Genomic DNA, 17280 nt, shown 5'->3' with positions numbered 1-17280 from the left:
CGCAGCTAAAGGACCCTATGGACGTCATCATTGAAAGCCTCCCCCAATACTGGGACGGCTTTCTCAGAACCCTGTTCCTGGCAGCCGTTTCCGGCATCATCGCGTTGGTTGTCGGCACCCTGCTGGCCGCGGCGCGTGTTTCCCCCGTGGCTGCCCTCCGCGGCTTCAGCATGTTCTATGTGGAGGTGGTGCGTAACACCCCGCTGACCATCGCCTTCTTTTTCGCGGCCGTCGTCCTGCCCCGGCTGGGCGTGACCTTCCAGCAGTTCGAGGTCGCAGCCATCATCGCCCTGAGCGCCTACACCTCCGCGTTCATCGCCGAGGCGGTGCGCTCGGGCGTCAACAGCGTTCCCGTCGGCCAGGCCGAGGCGGCCCGCAGCATCGGCATGAAGTTCGGCCAGGTGCTCTCGCTCATCATCCTCCCGCAGGCACTGCGCACCGTGATCCCGCCGATGATCAACATCCTCATCGCGCTGGTCAAGAACTCGTCCGTGGCCGGTGCCTTCTACGTGCTGGAGCTGTTCGGCTACGGCAAGCAGCTGGCCAACGACCACGGCGATGCCGTCATGTGGGTGCTGGTCGGCGTTGCCTTCTTCTATCTCCTGATCACCGTGCCGCTGGGTTACCTCGCCCACCAGGTCGAACGAAAGGTGGCGATCGCACGATGAGTTCGGTTCTCTACGACGTCCCCGGCCCCAAGGCCCGCCGCACCTCGCTGATCGGGTCCGTGATCGGCGTCGTGCTGATCGCGGCCCTGTTGGTGTGGGCCATCATGACCCTCGCCCAGCAGGGCATCTTCCAGGCGCAGCGCTGGGCGATCTTCGGCCAGGCGGATGTCTGGACGCTGATCTTCAACGGCATCGGCGCGACGCTGAGCGCGGCAGCCATTGCGGCGGTCATTGCCTTTCCGTTGGGACTCCTGCTGTGCCTGATGCGCATCTCCGACGTCGCCTGGATCCGGATTCCCACCCGGATCGTGCTCGAGTTCCTCCGTGGCATGCCGGTGGTCCTGATGATGCTGTTCGTGCTGCTGGTCTTCGCCACCAGCTCGTTCATTGCCGTGGTGGCCGGTCTGGTCCTCTACAACGCGGCGATCTTCGCGGAAATCATCCGCGCAGGCATCCAGTCCCTCCCCCGCGGCCAGCGCGAAGCGGGGCTGGCGATCGGACTGACCAGCTTCCAGTCCCGGCTGACCATCGAACTGCCCCAGGCGGTCCGCCGCATGCTGCCGTCCCTCGTGGCGCAGCTGGTGGTCCTGCTGAAGGACACGTCACTGGGATACATCGTGGCCTACGGCGAACTGCTGCGCGCAGTCCAGGTGATGGCTGACTTCCTGGGCCCGCAGTTCCTGTTCCCGGTATTCTTCGTGGCAGCGGCCATCTACATCGCCATTAACCTGGCAGTGTCCCGGCTTGCCATCTGGATCGAGCGGCACGGGTCAAAGAAGGCTGCCGGCGGAGTGGCGAAAGCCCCCACCGCCGGCGTCTCCACGGTCGTCAAATAGCAAACTGTGGTGACATAACCGGCAGTCATTTACGGCAAAGGGTCCGCAGCCATCCGGCTGCGGACCCTTCGTGCTTATCGGCTTGTGTCCAGCGTTGGCGGCTCAGGCCGGCACGCTCAGGAGAGCCACGTCTGCAGTGCCCGCAGGCAGGTGCGGATGGCTTCGGCCTCCACGTGCTCGTTGTCCTTGTGTGCCAGGAGCGCATCTCCGGGCCCGAAGTTCACGGCCGGAATGCCCAGTTCGCTGAAGCGGGCGGCGTCGGTCCAGCCGTATTTGGGTTTCGGCTCGCCGCCCACGGCGGCCACGAAGGACGCGGCAGCAGGGTGGTTCAGTCCCGGCCGGGCCCCGGCGGCGCTGTCCGTGCGGACCACGTCGAACCCGTCCAGCAGCTCACGCACGTGCGCTTCGGCCTGGTCAGGGGTCTTGTCCGGGGCGAAGCGGTAGTTGATCTCCACGACGCAACGGTCCGGGATGACGTTGCCGGCGGTGCCGCCGTGGATCTTCACCGCGTTCAGGCTTTCGCGGTAGTCCAGCCCGTCCACGGCCACGGTCTGCGGGCTGTACGCCGCGAGCCGTTCCAGGATGGGCGCTGCCGCGTGGATCGCGTTGCTGCCCATCCAGGCCCGGGCGGAGTGTGCGGCCTCGCCGAAGGTGGTGGCGTGGAAGCGCATGGTGCCGTTGCATCCGCCCTCCACGGTGCCGTCGGTCGGCTCGAGGAGGATGGCAAAGTCGCCGCCCAGGAGTCCGCCGTGGTTGCGGACCAGGCGGCCCAGCCCGCTCTTGACCGCCTCTACTTCCTCATGGTCGTAAAACACGAAGGTGACGTCCTTGCTCGGTTCCGCCCCGCCGTCGAACATTGACGCCGCCAGCGCGAGCTGTACGGCAACGCCGCCCTTCATGTCCGTGGCGCCGCGGCCGTACAGGACGCCGTCGCCGGGGACGCCAGACGGCCAGGTGGACGGCACCGTTCCCAGCGAGTCTTCCGTGACGGGCAGCGGCACGGTGTCCAGGTGGCCCGCCAGAATGACCCGCTCGCTCCGGCCGAGGTTGGTCCGGGCGATGATGGAGTCGCCGTCACGCACCATTTCGAGGCCGGGCAGCTGGCGGAGCGCTGACTCGACCGCATCGGCCAGTTGGCGCTCGTTGCCTGAGACGCTGTTGATGTCGATCAGCGCGGAGGTCAGCAGTGCCACGTCCTGGCGCAGGTCAAGGGTTACGGGGGCTGTTTCGGCAATCACCATCCCACTGTATCCCGCGCCCGCCCGTCCCAACCGGGTGGCAGCGCAGGGCGTTCCAAGGGTGTTTCCAGGGCCGGGAACGCCACGAAATGCGACTTGCAAAGGCGCGGACCGGTTTCGGCGCGTGCACCTCGTCTCGATAGACTTGGCGCATGACTGAAACCGCTTCTTCCGCCGTGCCCGCTGCCCAGACACTGTCCGACGAATCCCGTTCGGCCTATGGATTCGGCGTAGCCACCATCGCCACGCGGAACGGCGAAGCCACCGTGCTGGATGCCTGGTTCCCCGCCCCCGCCCTCGGTGTGGCCGCGGAAAGCCTCCGCGCGGTGGAAAACGCCGACGAAACCCTGACGGAAATCGCAGCCGCCGGCACCGACGCCGACCGCGGCACCGAGCAGAAGGTGGTGTTCGTCCAGATCAACCTGGACGAGGCCCCCGCCGACACCGCCGATGCCTACCTGCGCCTGCACCTGCTCTCGCACCGCCTGGTCCGGCCCAACAGCATCAACCTGGACGGCATCTTCGGCAAGCTGCCGAACGTCGTCTGGACCAACTTTGGCCCGTGCGCCGTGGACGGGTTCGAACTGACCCGCGCCAAGCTGCGAAAGCGCGGTGCCGTCACCGTCTACGGCGTGGACAAGTTCCCGCGCATGGTGGACTACGTCGTTCCCTCGGGCGTCCGGATTGCCGACGCCGACCGCGTTCGCCTGGGTGCCCACCTCGCCGAGGGCACCACCGTCATGCACGAGGGCTTCGTGAACTTCAACGCCGGCACGCTGGGGACCTCCATGGTTGAGGGCCGGATTTCCGCCGGTGTTGTGGCCGGCGACGGCACCGACGTCGGCGGCGGCGCCTCCATCATGGGCACCCTCTCCGGCGGCGGCAAGGAAAAGGTAGCCCTGGGCCAGCGCGTTCTGCTGGGTGCCAACTCCGGCGTCGGCATCAGCATTGGGGACGACTCCGTGGTGGAGGCCGGGCTGTACGTCACGGCAGGCACCCGCGTCCGCCTTGCCGGTCCCAAGGACGCCGACGGCGAGGACACCAGCAAGATCGTCAAGGCCATTGAGCTGTCCGGCGTGCCGAACCTGCTCTTCCGCCGCAACTCCACCACCGGTGAAGTTGAAGTCCTGCCCCGCCAGGGCCAGACCGTGGAACTGAACGACGCCCTGCACGCCAACTGACCGCACGCCAACCAACCGTGAGGACATAGCCGGCACGCCCCGACGGGCGTGCCGGCGGATTGCTGGAGTAACCACGTGACACGCAGACGCAGGCTGCGCGGGGCTGTCATTGCCGGCCTCTCCCTCGCCCTGGTCGCCGGCGGCATCTATACCGCGGTCTCATTGCTGCAGCGCTCCGAGCAACTGATCACCGAGGAATGCACCGCCGCCGCCGGTTCGCAGCGGGCCGACCTGGCCACGGACCAGGCTGCCAACGCGGCCCTGATCACGGCTGTTTCCGTGCGCCGCGGACTGCCGCCGCGGGCAGCCAGCATTGCCCTGGCCACCGCCATGCAGGAATCCAAGCTCCGGAACATCGGCCACGGCGATCTCGCCGGTCCGGATTCCAGGGGCCTCTTCCAGCAGCGCCCGTCCCAGGGCTGGGGCACCCAGGAACAGGTCATGGACCCGATCTACGCCACGAATGCCTTCTACGATGCCCTCGTGAAGGTGCCCGGCTACGCCACCCTGGATATCACCGATGCCGCCCAGCGGGTCCAGCGTTCCGCCTACCCGGCTGCGTATGCCGAGCACGAGGCGATGGGACGGTCCTTCGCCTCGGCCCTGACGGGAGAGACGCCCGCTGCCTTGAACTGCACCCTCCGCTCACCCGACACCGCCGGCACCACCGCCGCCGTGCTCACGCAGCTGGAAGCCGCCTACGGGAGCATTCCCACCGCCGCCGCCGGCCGGACAGTGCAGGTCGACGTCACCGACAGCTATGCCTGGTCCGTGGCCCACTGGGCGGTGGCAAATGCCAAAGAGCTCTCCGTGGAACGCGTTGACGTGGCCGGAAAGCGGTGGGACAGGAATGCCCGCAACGGGTGGCAGGATGCACCGGACGCCGGCGGCCGGGTGGCCATCACGGTGGCCGCCGACGGTTCCTGACTCTGCGGTCTTGAATCTGTGGTTCTGGCCCTCGGGCCGGCCCTGAAGATTAGACGAGGATCTCCACGACCGGCTGCACGTAGCTGCGGAACACCTCGGGCTGGGACAGCAGCTCGTGGCTCATGATGATCTTGTCCGGCTCCAGGTACCAGGCCCGCTGCTCATCCAGCGGCAGCTCGATGATCGTCAGCGCAAAGTCCCGTGAGTCCCGGCCCACCTCCAGGAGCCTGTCCTCCACGATGTCCTCAAGCAGGTGCGCGGAGCCTCCTGCCACGCGTTCGGCTTCCAGCTCGGCGTACTCCGCACGCCGTTCCCGGGCCCAGGTCAGGGCCGCCCCGAAGTGCGCCTGCAGGACCTTGCGCAGTGCCGGCGAGTTGGCGAAGGACCGGAATCCCGGGGGCGACAGCTCCGGGGACATCTGCGGGTGGGCCTTCAGCAGCTGTTCCCACCAGGCTTCCCACTCCGTTTTCAGGGCGCCGATGCCGCCTACTTCGGCGGTGAGGTGGGCATGGTCCACATGTCGGACCTTCGGTGCGGCATGCGAAAGCGCCGGAAAGCCCGCGCCGTCGAGCCCGGCAACATCACGTATATAAAGGGCAATGAGCATGGGCCCCGACGTGTCCATAGTGATTCGCCAGCCTGGACCGCCTGTGTGCTGCATGCGTATGCCTCCTTGGCATCTTGTTTTCCACCCCGTCGTGCCGGCAACCCGCTCTCCGGCTTTCAGTCTATTCCCCCGGCCCGGGGAGGTTAATGGCTGGCACCGACACTCCTGCGAAGCCCTTCGATGTGGGATTCGAGCACGTCACGGCATATTTCCGGCGACATCCAGCCCGGCTGCAGCAGGGCGTGCATGGCCAGCCCGTCCAGTGTTGCCAGCAGGTGTTCGGCCGCCGTCACCAGCTGCGGTCCGGCAGCGAGCACGCCGGCATCGGCGCCGGTGGCATCGTCCCCCCGCAGAAGCCCGGTGATCACCTGGCCGACGACGGCGGCCACGGCCCGGTGGCTCCTGTCGGCCTCGGCGGCCAGGAAGGGCCGGATCCTGGCCGCGTTCCTGAATGCCAGCCACGCGCACGCGTCCATGGCGCGCTCCTCGTCCAGGGGCAGGAATTCGCCCAGCAGTGTTAATACCGCCCGACTCTTGTCCGAGTCATCGGTTGCAGTGCCCAGCCCGGTGAGCCCGGCGTGCAGGCGCGTCAGCAGGCGGTCCGAAACCGCCGTAAAGGAGTAGGCCAGAAGGTCGTCGCTGCTGTCGAAGTAGTGCCGTACGGAGCCCACCGCGAGGCCGGCCTCCTCCGCCACTTCCCGCAGGGACGCCCGCTCCAGGCCGTCCGTGGCGACGATTCTGCAGACGGCGCCAACGATCTCCTGCCGGCGCTGCGCGGCGTCCACGATTTTCGGCACTCTTGTTTTTAGCACGGGCGTGTGCCAAAACCGCGGCGGCACGGCGGCACGAATAATGCTTCGGTTTGGATCCGCCGCTTAAAGCGCGACGGCGGCCGCCCACCTGAGGTGGACAGCCGCCGTCGTATTTCATTGGGAGCCGGTGGGCTAGCGGGCGGGGTACTGCCGCTCGGGCTCTCCTGTGTAGAGCTGCCGCGGACGGCCGATCTTGGTGTTCGGGTCGTTGATCATTTCGCGCCACTGGGCTATCCAGCCCGGCAGGCGGCCGATGGCGAACAGCACGGTGAACATCTTCTCCGGGAAGCCCATGGCCTTGTAGATCAGGCCGGTGTAGAAGTCCACGTTCGGGTACAGCTTGCGCTGGATGAAGTAGTCGTCGCCGAGGGCCTTCTCCTCCAGCCGCATGGCGATGTCTAGGAGCTCGTCGTGGCCGCCGAGCTTGCTGAGGACCTCGTGCGCGGTGGCCTTGATGATCTTGGCACGCGGGTCGTAGTTCTTGTAGACCCGGTGGCCGAAGCCCATGAGGCGGACGCCGTCTTCCTTGTTCTTGACCTTCTCCATATAGTCCTCGGGCTTGACGCCGTCGGCCTGGATCTGGCGGAGCATCTTCAGGACGGCCTCGTTGGCACCGCCGTGGGCGGGACCGAACAGGGCGTTGATGCCCGCGGAGACGGACGCGAAAAGGTTGGCGTTCGAGGAGCCCACCAGGCGCACCGTGGAGGTGGAGCAGTTCTGCTCGTGATCCGCGTGCAGGATGAGGAGCAGGTCCAGGGCCTTGACCACTACGGGGTCCAGCTCGTACTGCTCGGCCGGCAGGCCGAAGCTGAGGCGCAGGAAGTTCTCCACGAGGTTCATGGAGTTGTCCGGGTACAGCATCGGCTGCCCGATCGACTTCTTGTGTGCGTAGGCCGCAATGACCGGCAGCTTGGCCATGAGGCGGATGGTGGAAACCTCCACCTGCTCGTCATTGAACGGGTCCAGCGAGTCCTGGTAGAAGGTGGACAGCGCAGACACGGCCGAGGACAGCACGGGCATCGGGTGCGCGTCGCGGGGGAAGCCGCCGAAGAAGCCCTTGAGCTCCTCGTGCAGCAAGGTGTGGCGGCGGATCTTCTGGTCGAAGTCGTCCAGTTCGGCCGGCGTCGGGAGGTTGCCGTAGATCAGCAGGTACGAGACTTCGAGGAAGCTGGAGTGCTGGGCCAGCTGCTCGATCGGGTAGCCGCGGTACCGCAGGATGCCAGCGTCGCCGTCGATGTAGGTGATGGCCGACGTCGTGGCGGCCGTGTTCATGAAGCCGGGGTCAAAGGCGACGGCGCCCGTCTGCTTCAGTAGCTTGGAAACGTCGTAGCCTTCGTTTCCCTCAACAACCTTGATGCGCGGAAGCTCGAGTTCCCCGCCTGCGTGGCGCAAGATCGCACTGGTGGTCTCAGTTGCGCTGGTGGTCTCAGTCATGGAGTCCCCTTCATGAGGCCTCTTGGCCTCGCTAGAAAGCTTGATCCAACATCAGGTGAGCCGCGCGGTATCCCGCACGGCGGGACGTCCAACGGCCGTGCTGCCTTCTTGTAGAAAGCCACCATTGATAGTCAGTTAAAAACTACCGCCACTTTTGGGCTGCCACTAATCCGCGGGCGCCGAATTATCCCTAAAACGGGCCAGTTGTGGCGCGAGTCACATCATTGTTACGGCCTCCGGAGCGTCAAAAGTCGCCCGTTCTGAGCCTGGGCTTCCAAGACGGCTCCCAAGCCAGCGCCGTCCGCGACGCCGGGAAACCCGCCTAGGCCAGGCGGGCCACAGCGGCGTCGATCCGTTCATCGGTTCCGGTCAGCGCGACGCGCACATAGCCGTGCCCGGCCTCGCCGTAGAACACGCCGGGACCCACCACGATCCCCCGCTCCGCGAGGCGTGCCACGGTGTCCCAGGTGGCTTCACCCGCAGTGCACCACAGGTACAGGCCGGCGGCGGACTCGTGCAGCGTCAGCCCGAAGGACTCCAGCGCCGGCAGGAGCCGCTCCCGCCGTCCGCGGTACAGGTCCTTCTGGGCCAGGACGTGCGCGTCGTCGCCGAGGGCCACCCGCATGGCTTCCTGCACCGGGTACGGCACGATCATGCCGGCGTGCTTGCGACTGTTGACCAGGTTGGCCATCAGGGCCGCATCGCCGGCGACGAAGGCCGCCCGGTAGCCGGCCAGGTTGGACTGCTTGCTCAGCGAGTACACGGCGAGGAGCCCGTCGTGGGTGGCGCCGGCGACGCGCGGATCGAGGATGCTCGGAACGGCCCGTCCGCCGCGCTGCAGGTCCCACTCCCCCCAGCCCAGCTCGGCGTAGCATTCGTCGGACGCCACGAGGGCGCCGATTTCGCGGGCCTGGTCCACGATCCTTTTCAGCGATGCTGCGTCCCTGACGCTGCCGGTGGGGTTGCCCGGAGAGTTGACCCACACCAGCCGGACCTTGGCCCGGGTGGCTGCGTCCAGTTCGTCGAGGTCGTCGGCGGCCACCGCCGTGGCCCCGGCGAACGTGGCCCCGATGTCATAGGTGGGGTATGCCACCGTGGGCCGGACAACAACGTCGCCCGGCTTGAGGCCCAGCAGGAAGGGCAGCCACGCCACGAGTTCCTTGGAGCCTACGGTGGGCATGACAGCGAGGGGGTCGAGCCCCTCCACACCGCGGCGGCGGGCGAACCAACCGGCGATGGCTTCCCGGAGTGCGGGCGTGCCGTGGACGGTGGGGTAACCGGGCGCGTCCGCGGCCGCCTTGAGGGCGTCCTGGATCACCGGCGGTGTGGGGTCCACGGGGGTGCCGATGGAAAGGTTGACCACCCCACCCGGGTGTTCAGCCGCTTTGGCGAGGTACGGCGCCATCGCTTCCCACGGGTAGTCGGGCAGGCTTAGGCCGAAACTGCGCACAGCTGTAGTCACGGACGGTCCGCCTAGTGGTCCTGGTTCTGGGGCGGGAGCGCTGCAATCATCGGGTGGTCCTTGCCGGTGTTCCCCACCTTGGCGGCGCCGCCCGGGGAGCCGAGGTCGTCAAAGAACTCAACGTTCGCCTTGTAGTAGTCGGCCCATTCCTCGGGGGTGTCGTCCTCGTAGTAGATGGCCTCCACGGGGCAGACGGGCTCGCAGGCACCGCAGTCGACGCACTCATCGGGATGGATATAGAGGGAGCGTTCGCCTTCGTAGATGCAATCGACGGGGCACTCCTCAATGCATGCCTTGTCCTTAACATCTACACACGGCTGCGCGATTACGTACGTCACGTCCCTTGCCTCTCCACGTTGATTGCCGGCCACTGGCCGGTTGCTGCATCCGGCCTGCATGCCGGGCTGTCCACTTCAGAGCCTATTATCTCCCAGGCCCGTGCCGCGAACGAAGCGGGCGCGTCACACTCCTGACAGGTCATACGATGGACCGGTGAATCCGACATCACCGACACCCCGGCAGTTCCTGGCCATGGCCCCGGCCGGAACCCGCGTGGTGGTGCGTTACAGGATCGACGGCGGCTTTACGGACGCGCTGGGAGACCTCCTTGGGTGCGGCGAAAGTGAGTGCACCGTACGGACGCGGAGTTCCGACGTCGACATTCCGCTGGACCTGGTGGTTGCCGCCAAGCAGGTGCCGCCGGCACCTCCGCGGCGCGGTTCACGGCGGACCTAGGCCCTGTCCCTCTCCTCCAGTGCACCGTCCTCCAGCGACTCGTCCTCCTGACTCACGTCCGCCTGCACCCCGTCCGCCTGTACCTCGTCCGGAAGCGTCCGCATCGTTCGGAGCGGAGAGAACAGCACCGGAGCGGTGGCCAGGAGGCTGCCGGTCGCTCCGATCAGCATCGCGGGCACCAGGCCGATGTGCTCGCCCAGATAACCGGAGGCCAGGGCGGCCAGCGGCATCACGCCCCACACCGCGAACCGGATGGATGCATTCATCCGGCCGAGCAGCCGCGGCGGGCAGACCCGCTGCCGCATGGTGAGCTGCATGATGTTGTAGACCAGCACGCTGAAACCGAACCCGAGCTCCGAAACCAGCAGCAGGGCCAGCGAGGCTGCCGGCTGGGAAACGACGGCGGCGAGCGGCACCAGCAGCAGAAAGACCGAACTGACCAGGGCGCACACGGGAATTACGGTGCCCTCGCCGATCCGGGCGGCGAGCCGCGGCGCTGCGATGGCACCGAGCAGCCCGCCCGCGGGGCCGACTGCCATGATGAGGCCCATGCCCTGTGGTCCCAGTCCCAAGGTGCGGAGTACCAGCAGCGGCATCAGCGTGTAGGTCAGCATGCCCGAAAAATTCATTCCGCCGGTGCAGGCCGCGATGCGGCTGATGAGGGGATGCCGGACAACGAACGTGAGGCCTTCCCGTATTTCGACCGGAAGGGGCCGCCGTGCGGCCGGCGGCACACGCCGCTCCGAGTCGCGGGTCCGTGACAGAAACAGCGCGGAGAGCAGGTAACCTGCGGCTTCGCCCAGGAACAGCACGGGGGCCGACACGACCGCCAGCAGCGCGCCGCCCGCAGCGGGTCCGCCGATGCCCGCCAGCTGTGCCGTCGCCTCAAGCTTTGAGTTGGCCTCCCTCACATGCCGGGACGCCACCAGGACCGGCAGGTAGCTCTGGTAGGCGACATCGAAGAACACCGTAGCCGTTCCCACGGTTCCCGCGACCAGGTAGAGGTGCCAGATTTCCAGGCCGCCGCTCCACCACAGGACCGGTACCGCGGCCATGGCGGCCATCCGGAAGAGGTCGGCAGTGATCATGGTCCTGCGCTTCAGCCAGCGGTCGACCCAGGCCCCGGCCGGGAGGCCTAACGCCAGGAACGCCGCAAGGCCTGCCGCGTTCAGGATACCCACCTTGAATTCGGAGGCGGAAAGCAAGGTGACGGCCAGCACGGGGAGCGCCAGCTGGCCCAGCTGCGCGCCGAACTGTCCCAGGGCCTGCCCGGCCCAGAAAGTGGCGAAGTTCCGGTCTCGCCACAGCGGGCCTGCTGCCGGTTCCGCGGCAGTGGGTTCGGCAGTCACGGCTTCAGTTTCGGCGGGCGATTGGCATATGTCAATCACTCATTGCTCGTTACACTTGCGTCTATGAACCACCCGCCGGAGAGCGATGACGCAGACCTGGTGGCCAAAGGCCGCGCGCTGAGTTCTCCGCTGCGGCTGAGGATACTTCGGCTGTGCCTGCACCAGTCGCGCACCAACAAGGAAATCGCCGAGCTGCTCGGCCTCAATCCGGCTTCAAGCCTCCACCACGTCCGGACCCTGGTCCGGACCGGATTCCTGCTGGCAGAGGAACGCCGGAAGGGTCGGCGCGGCGCCACCGAGGTGCCTTACATCGCCAGCCGCAGGTCGTGGACCACGCCGGTGGACAACGTCTCGCCGATCCTCATCGAGACGTTCCTTCAGGAGACCCGGGACCTTCCGCCTGAGGACATCGAGGTGTGGCGGCTCGGCGTAAAGTTCAACGCCGAACGGCGGGAGGAAATGCTGGGCAAGCTCCGGGCCGTCGTCGAGGAATACATGGTGCTTCCCGCGGACGACGACGGCGAGGCCACCTCGCTCATGATCGCCCACCACCGGGATCCGACGGCTGACTAGCGACGGTACCCGGGCTGGCTAACGGCGGTACCGCCGGCACCAGGCCAGCATGGCGACGGTGACCACCACGATCCCGTAGACCCAGATGCTCCCGGCCAGGTCCCCCGCGATCAGCCGCTTGCCGGATTCCATTCCGGACCACCATCCGGCCAGGGCATAACACAGGGCGCCGCACACCGCCGTCGGTATCAGCGTCCGGAACGCCGCCCCGAGGAACAGCTGCAGCGACGCCAACAGCAGCAGCGCCGCGACGGCCCCCAGCGGCACGGCAGCACCGATGGGCGGGAACTCCTGGCGGTGCAGCGCGGTCCCGGCCAGGGCAGCAAAAAGAGCTGCCGGCACGGCGGCGGCCAGGCCGCCTGCCATGCCGGCAGCTCTTCTGTTCACGGGTTCAGTTCCCTGCGCGGGGGAACCGTTACGCCTTGGCGCGGGCGCGGTTGGCCTTGGCACGCTCGTTGGTGTCCAGGATGACCTTGCGGATGCGGATGGCTTCCGGGGTAACCTCGACGCACTCGTCCTCGCGGGCGAATTCCAGCGACTCTTCGAGGGTGAGGTCGCGCGGCGGCGTCAGGTTCTCGAAGGTGTCCGAGGATGCTGCACGCATGTTGGTGAGCTTCTTTTCCTTGGTGATGTTCACGTCCATGTCGTCGGCGCGGGAGTTCTCGCCCACGATCATGCCCTCGTACACCTCGGAGGTCGGCTTGACGAAGAAGGAACCACGTTCCTGCAGGTTGATCATGGCGAACGGGGTCACCACGCCGGCGCGGTCAGCAACCATGGAGCCGTTGGTGCGGTACTCGATGGGGCCGGCCCACGGCTCGTAGCCCTCGGAGATGGAAGCCGCAATGCCGGCACCGCGGGTGTCCGTGAGGAACTTGGTGCGGAAGCCGATCAGGCCCCGGGCGGGAACGATGAATTCCATCCGGCACCAGCCGGTGCCATGGTTGGCCATGTTGGTCATGCGGCCCTTGCGGGCGGCCATGAGCTGGGTGACGGCGCCGAGGTATTCTTCGGGCACGTCGATGGTCATGTGCTCCATCGGCTCGTGGACCTTGCCGTCGATGGTCTTGGTGACCACCTGGGGCTTGCCGACGGTGAGCTCGAAGCCTTCACGGCGCATCTGCTCCACGAGGATGGCCAGCGCGAGCTCGCCACGGCCCTGGACTTCCCAGGCGTCCGGACGCTCGGTGGGAAGAACCTTGATGGAGACGTTACCGATCAGTTCCTTGTCCAGGCGGTCCTTCACCTGGCGGGCCGTGACCTTGGCACCCTTGACCTTGCCGGCCAGCGGGGAGGTGTTGATACCGATGGTCATCGAGATCGCGGGATCGTCAACGGTGATCAGCGGCAGCGGCTGGGGGTTCTCGACGTCTGTCAGGGTCTCGCCGATGGTGATCTCCTCGATGCCGGCGACGGCGACGATCTCGCCCGGGCCGGCAGACTCTGCCGGAACGCGCTCGAGGGCCTTGGTGGCAAGGAGTTCGGTGATCTTGACGGTCTTGAGCTCACCGTTGGCGCGGGCCCAGGCAACCTGCTGGCCCTTGCGGAGGGTGCCGTTGTAGATGCGCAGCAGGGCGAGGCGGCCCAGGAACGGGGAGGCATCCAGGTTGGTGACGTGCGCCTGCAGGACACCTTCCGGGTTGTACGTCGGGGCCGGGATGTGCTCGATGATGGCGCTGAAGAGCGGCTCGAGGTCCTCGTTCTCCGGGGCGGTGCCGTCGGCCGGCTGCTCCAGGGACGCGCGGCCCACCTTTGCGGCGGCGTAGACCACCGGGACGTTGAGGATCTTGTCCAGGTCAAGATCTGGAACCTCGTCGGCGAGATCGGAGGCCAGGCCCAGGAGCAGGTCCATGGACTCGTGGACGACCTCTTCGATGCGGGCGTCGGGGCGGTCGGTCTTGTTGACCAGGAGGATCACCGGCAGGTGCGCGGCGAGGGCCTTGCGGAGGACGAAGCGGGTCTGGGGCAGCGGGCCCTCAGAAGCATCAACGAGCAGAACGACGCCGTCCACCATGGACAGACCGCGCTCCACCTCGCCGCCGAAGTCGGCGTGGCCGGGGGTGTCGATCACGTTGATGGTGATGGTTTCGCCGTTGGAGGACGGTCCGTTGTAGGCCACCGTGGTGTTCTTGGCCAGGATGGTGATGCCCTTTTCGCGTTCCAGGTCACCGGAGTCCATGACGCGGTCTTCGAGGTGGTTGTGCTCGGCAAAGGAGTTGGTCTGCTTGAGCATGGCGTCCACAAGGGTGGTCTTGCCGTGGTCAACGTGGGCCACAATCGCGACGTTGCGCAGGTCACTGCGAACTGCAGTTGCTACCGCGGTGTTGGTGGTGGTTTCAGACATGCGTTATTGCTCGATTCAGTGGTGAAGTCAGCTGTTGTATCGCGACATTTCCAACCGGAACGCACGACGGATCAGACCCTTAACACAGGGCACCTACTGCCAGTCTAAACGCTCAGCCATTTATTGGCCTAAAACGGCCACCCTCCCCCGCCTCCGGGCCCGTTAGCAAATCGTGAATCCAGCGGGGCGTCACGTGAGCAAAATCACTGGCTTTTCCGAAAGTGATCCACCACTATTGGCTTGACCACTTTACGAACAGGCCAGGAGTCCACGGATGTTACAAGCCTCGACGCGGGCCCTCCTGATTGGCCCGGTCATCGCCGCCAGCGTATTTTTGGCGGGCTGCGGCGCCACGGAGCCTGCGCCCGGAACCGGAACGACGGCGGTCCCGCGTGCCGCCGCCCCGGTGGCCGCCCCCGGTGAGGCCGTGGCCGCCGCCCCGGCGGTCGTGAGCGACCTGGGTGCCGCCGTCGACCCCGCCAGCCTTCCGGCCGGTGCCCTGTACCGCAATCCCGCCAACGGCCGTGACGAAGTCATCGTGGGCAACATCGCCCGCACCGCGCTGCTGATCGGTGACTCACAGTCTGAACCGCAGGCCAGCTGGCCGCGGCGGGCCCTCGCGGGGCTGGGGTACGACGTCTTCTTCTGCGGCAAGGGCGGCACCGGCTTCGTCGCCTCCAACGGCGCCACCGGCAACTACGTCGATGCCCTGCAGCGCGGCGACTGGCACCTGCCCTATGGCTTCCCCCCGCTGGTGCTCATCGAGGGCGGCGGGAACGATGCGAAGCAAGGGGCCAGTGATGAGCAGATCTCGGCCAACGCAGACCGGCTCATCACGACGATCAAGCAGCGGTACCCGGGCGCGAAGCTGGCCATGGTGGGAACCTTGGGCAAGGGAGCGGACCACGGCGGCGCCCGGCGCGCCGAGGTCGACGCCCTGCTGGGGACTGTCGCCGCGGACCACGGCATTCCGTTCGTCAGTGTCGGCGACTGGCTCACCCGCTACGGGCTGGAATCGCAGCTTAAGGACAGCGTCCACATGAACGGCGAGGGGCACCGCGCCCTGGGCGCGCTGCTGGCTGACAGGCTCGCGAAACTCGGGCTGGCACTGTCCTAGCTTCTGTTGGGGGCGGGCGCTTTGGCCTCAAGGCAAAGGGAGCCGGCGGCCGCCTCAAGGCGGACACCGGCTCCCTTGCTATTGTTTCAGTCCCGGCTACTCCGTTCCGGTGGCCAGCAGCTGCGCCCGGAGTTCCCGGCGCTCGCGCTGCTTTTCCGGATCCGGCAGCGGCACGGCCGCAAGCAGCCGCTGCGTGTAGGCCTCCTGCGGGTTGCGCAGGATCTGGTCGCGCGTGCCCTGCTCAACGATCCGGCCGCGCTGCATGACGCAGATCCGGTCTGCCAGCACGTCCACGACTGCGAGGTCGTGGGTGACGAAAAGGCAGGCGAACCCGAGCTCGCGCTGGAGGTTCTGGAACAGCTCCAGGACCTTGGCCTGCACCGACACGTCCAGCGCAGACGTCGGCTCGTCCGCCACCATCAGCTTCGGCTTGAGCGACAGCGCCCGGGCAATGCCGACGCGCTGCTTCTGCCCGCCGGACAGCTCGTGCGGATACCTGTTCCGGTAGTTCCGCGGCAGCTCCACCTGGTCCAGCAGCGCCTCGATACGCTTCTGCAGGTCGGCGCCCTTCGCCACTCCGGCAAGGTACATCGGCTCGCCGATACTTTCGCCGATGGGCAGGCGCGGGTTCAGGGACGAGGACGGGTCCTGGAACACCATGCCGATGTGGCGCCGGACCTGGTGCAGTTGCTTGCCGTTCTTCTTCGCGGCGGAGATGTCCTCCCCCACCACACGCATCGTTCCGGCAGCCACCGGCAGCAGTCCGACGGCGGCGCGCCCGATGGTGGTCTTGCCCGATCCGGACTCCCCCACGAGGCCCACCACCTGCCCGGGATGAATGGTCAGGTTGGCGCCCTCGACGGCGCGGAAGGCCGGGACACGGCCCTGCTTCGGGTACTCGATGGCAACGTCGGTCAGCTCCAGGACCGGTTCCCCCACGGGTCCCCCGGATTCGGCGGCTGCCAGTGCAGCAGCGTTCTCCCGCTCGCGTCGGATCAGCTCGTCATGGTCCACGGATTCAAGCTGGGCGTGGGTGGCCGCTGCCAGGGCCGCGGTCACATCCACATCCGGGGCGGCGTCGGTTCCGCCCTGCCCGAGGTGCGGCACGGCCGCCAGCAGCGCCTGCGTGTACGGATGCTGGGGATTGTGGAAGATCTGCTCGGCTGTGCCCGTCTCCACGATCAGGCCCTTGCGCATGACGGCGATCCGGTCCGCCAGGTCCGCCACCACGCCCATGTCGTGGGTGATCAGGACGATGGCGCTGTCCAGCTTGTTACGCAGGTTTCGCATCAGGTCCAGGATCTCCGCCTGGACTGTGACGTCCAGCGCCGTGGTGGGCTCATCAGCGATCAGCAGCTTGGGATCGCAGGACAGCGACTGGGCGATCATGGCGCGCTGGCGCTGGCCGCCGGAGAGCTGGTGCGGATAGGACTTGAACGCCTTCACCGGATCCGGCAGTTCCACGAGCTCAAGCATCCGCAGCGCACGCTCCCTGGCCTGGTCCGGCGAGACCTCGTTGTGAAGCCGCACCGTCTCGACGATCTGCGCACCCACGGTGTAAACCGGATTCAGCGCCGTCATGGGCTCCTGGAAGATGACGGCAACCTCCTTGCCGCGGACGCTGCGGATGTTGCCGGCGTCCTCACCCAGCAGTTCCTTGCCGGAAAGCCTGACACTCCCGGACACCCTGCTGTTGCTGGGCAGCAGGCCGAGCAACGCCATGGAACTGGCGCTCTTGCCCGAGCCGGACTCACCCACGATCGCCAGGACCTCGCCGGCGCGGACCTCATAATTTAGTCCGACGGCGGCCGGCACCCACTTCTTCTCGACGCCGAAGTCGACACTGAGGTCGCGGACTTCCAGGACGACGGAACCCTTCCCGTCCCCCCTCCGCCGTCCGGCGCCGGGCTCAATGGAGTCCGGCCCCGGCGGGTCCAACGACGGGCGGTCAGGGCTGATGTAGTCAGACATGTTGGGGTTTTCCTTCCACCCGTGCC

Annotated in this window: 17 protein-coding genes; 7 read left to right on the top strand and 10 right to left on the bottom strand. The window is 67.0% G+C overall.

Annotated elements, in window-relative coordinates:
* The first annotated feature begins 17 nt into the window (after positions 1-17).
* Complete coding sequence (locus ACFTSA_RS03495) at positions 18-668, top strand: amino acid ABC transporter permease (RefSeq protein ID WP_377949646.1); 651 nt, start codon at positions 18-20, stop codon at positions 666-668.
* On the top strand, positions 665-1504 hold the full coding sequence (locus tag ACFTSA_RS03490; RefSeq protein WP_377949644.1) for an amino acid ABC transporter permease: 840 nt from the start codon (positions 665-667) through the stop codon (positions 1502-1504). Before ACFTSA_RS03495 ends, ACFTSA_RS03490 begins: the two co-directional genes overlap by 4 nt.
* 116 nt (positions 1505-1620) lie before the next feature.
* Here ACFTSA_RS03490 and dapE read toward each other — a convergent pair whose 3' ends face one another.
* On the bottom strand, positions 1621-2745 hold the full coding sequence (gene dapE, locus ACFTSA_RS03485; RefSeq protein WP_377949642.1) for a succinyl-diaminopimelate desuccinylase: 1125 nt from the start codon (positions 2743-2745) through the stop codon (positions 1621-1623).
* A gap of 149 nt (positions 2746-2894) precedes the next feature.
* Between dapE and dapD the strand changes: the two genes are divergently transcribed.
* The gene (gene dapD, locus ACFTSA_RS03480) at positions 2895-3923 is read left to right on the top strand and encodes a 2,3,4,5-tetrahydropyridine-2,6-dicarboxylate N-succinyltransferase (RefSeq protein ID WP_377949640.1); all 1029 of its coding nucleotides are present in this window, start codon (positions 2895-2897) and stop codon (positions 3921-3923) included.
* 75 nt (positions 3924-3998) lie between these two features.
* Positions 3999-4850, top strand: a complete 852-nt coding sequence (locus ACFTSA_RS03475) for a hypothetical protein (protein ID WP_377949638.1) — start codon at positions 3999-4001, stop codon at positions 4848-4850.
* A gap of 49 nt (positions 4851-4899) precedes the next feature.
* On the opposite strand, the gene ACFTSA_RS03470 is transcribed toward ACFTSA_RS03475, so the two are convergent.
* The 5 genes from ACFTSA_RS03470 to fdxA all read right to left on the bottom strand — a co-directional run bounded on the left by ACFTSA_RS03470 (position 4900) and on the right by fdxA (position 9503).
* Positions 4900-5511, bottom strand: coding sequence for a hypothetical protein (locus ACFTSA_RS03470; RefSeq protein ID WP_214853796.1), 612 nt, complete (start codon positions 5509-5511; stop codon positions 4900-4902).
* Positions 5512-5600: 89 nt separating this feature from the next.
* Complete coding sequence (locus tag ACFTSA_RS03465; protein WP_377949636.1) at positions 5601-6254, bottom strand: TetR/AcrR family transcriptional regulator; 654 nt, start codon at positions 6252-6254, stop codon at positions 5601-5603.
* 147 nt (positions 6255-6401) lie between these two features.
* A complete protein-coding gene (locus tag ACFTSA_RS03460) occupies positions 6402-7703 on the bottom strand; it encodes a citrate synthase (protein ID WP_377949634.1) in 1302 nt (433 codons plus the stop codon).
* A 322-nt stretch (positions 7704-8025) separates the two neighbouring features.
* The gene (dapC, locus tag ACFTSA_RS03455) at positions 8026-9165 is read right to left on the bottom strand and encodes a succinyldiaminopimelate transaminase (RefSeq protein ID WP_377949632.1); all 1140 of its coding nucleotides are present in this window, start codon (positions 9163-9165) and stop codon (positions 8026-8028) included.
* 11 nt (positions 9166-9176) lie between these two features.
* Positions 9177-9503: a ferredoxin gene (gene fdxA / locus ACFTSA_RS03450; RefSeq protein WP_026265673.1), complete on the bottom strand. Its 327-nt coding sequence runs from the start codon at positions 9501-9503 to the stop codon at positions 9177-9179.
* A gap of 154 nt (positions 9504-9657) precedes the next feature.
* Here fdxA and ACFTSA_RS03445 point away from each other — a divergent pair, with 154 nt between their 5' ends.
* Complete coding sequence (locus ACFTSA_RS03445; RefSeq protein WP_377949629.1) at positions 9658-9900, top strand: hypothetical protein; 243 nt, start codon at positions 9658-9660, stop codon at positions 9898-9900.
* Here the strand turns inward: ACFTSA_RS03445 and ACFTSA_RS03440 are convergent.
* Positions 9897-11249, bottom strand: a complete 1353-nt coding sequence (locus ACFTSA_RS03440; protein ID WP_377949627.1) for an MFS transporter — start codon at positions 11247-11249, stop codon at positions 9897-9899. The two genes, ACFTSA_RS03445 and ACFTSA_RS03440, sit on opposite strands and share 4 nt — an antisense overlap.
* Positions 11250-11312: 63 nt before the next feature.
* Between ACFTSA_RS03440 and ACFTSA_RS03435 the strand changes: the two genes are divergently transcribed.
* Entirely contained in the window at positions 11313-11822 is a 510-nt protein-coding gene (locus ACFTSA_RS03435) for a helix-turn-helix domain-containing protein (RefSeq protein ID WP_377949625.1), read from the top strand.
* An 18-nt stretch (positions 11823-11840) separates the two neighbouring features.
* On the opposite strand, the gene ACFTSA_RS03430 is transcribed toward ACFTSA_RS03435, so the two are convergent.
* On the bottom strand, positions 11841-12209 hold the full coding sequence (locus ACFTSA_RS03430) for a hypothetical protein (protein WP_377949624.1): 369 nt from the start codon (positions 12207-12209) through the stop codon (positions 11841-11843).
* Between the two features lie 28 nt (positions 12210-12237).
* A complete protein-coding gene (gene typA / locus ACFTSA_RS03425; RefSeq protein WP_377949621.1) occupies positions 12238-14166 on the bottom strand; it encodes a translational GTPase TypA in 1929 nt (642 codons plus the stop codon).
* A gap of 274 nt (positions 14167-14440) precedes the next feature.
* On the opposite strand from typA, the gene ACFTSA_RS03420 reads away from it, so the two are divergent.
* Complete coding sequence (locus tag ACFTSA_RS03420) at positions 14441-15283, top strand: SGNH/GDSL hydrolase family protein (RefSeq protein ID WP_377949619.1); 843 nt, start codon at positions 14441-14443, stop codon at positions 15281-15283.
* Between the two features lie 96 nt (positions 15284-15379).
* On the opposite strand, the gene ACFTSA_RS03415 is transcribed toward ACFTSA_RS03420, so the two are convergent.
* Positions 15380-17254 carry an ABC transporter ATP-binding protein gene (locus tag ACFTSA_RS03415; protein WP_377949617.1) on the bottom strand — a complete coding sequence of 625 codons (1875 nt, stop codon included), beginning with the start codon at positions 17252-17254 and terminating at the stop codon, positions 15380-15382.
* Positions 17255-17280: the final 26 nt, after the last annotated feature.

Origin of the sequence: Arthrobacter sp. NPDC057013, from assembly GCF_042674585.1 — a bacterium.
In the GTDB taxonomy this organism is placed as follows: domain Bacteria; phylum Actinomycetota; class Actinomycetes; order Actinomycetales; family Micrococcaceae; genus Arthrobacter.
Note: the sequence above shows the minus strand (reverse complement) of the source record. Positions and strands in the feature narration are given on the sequence as shown.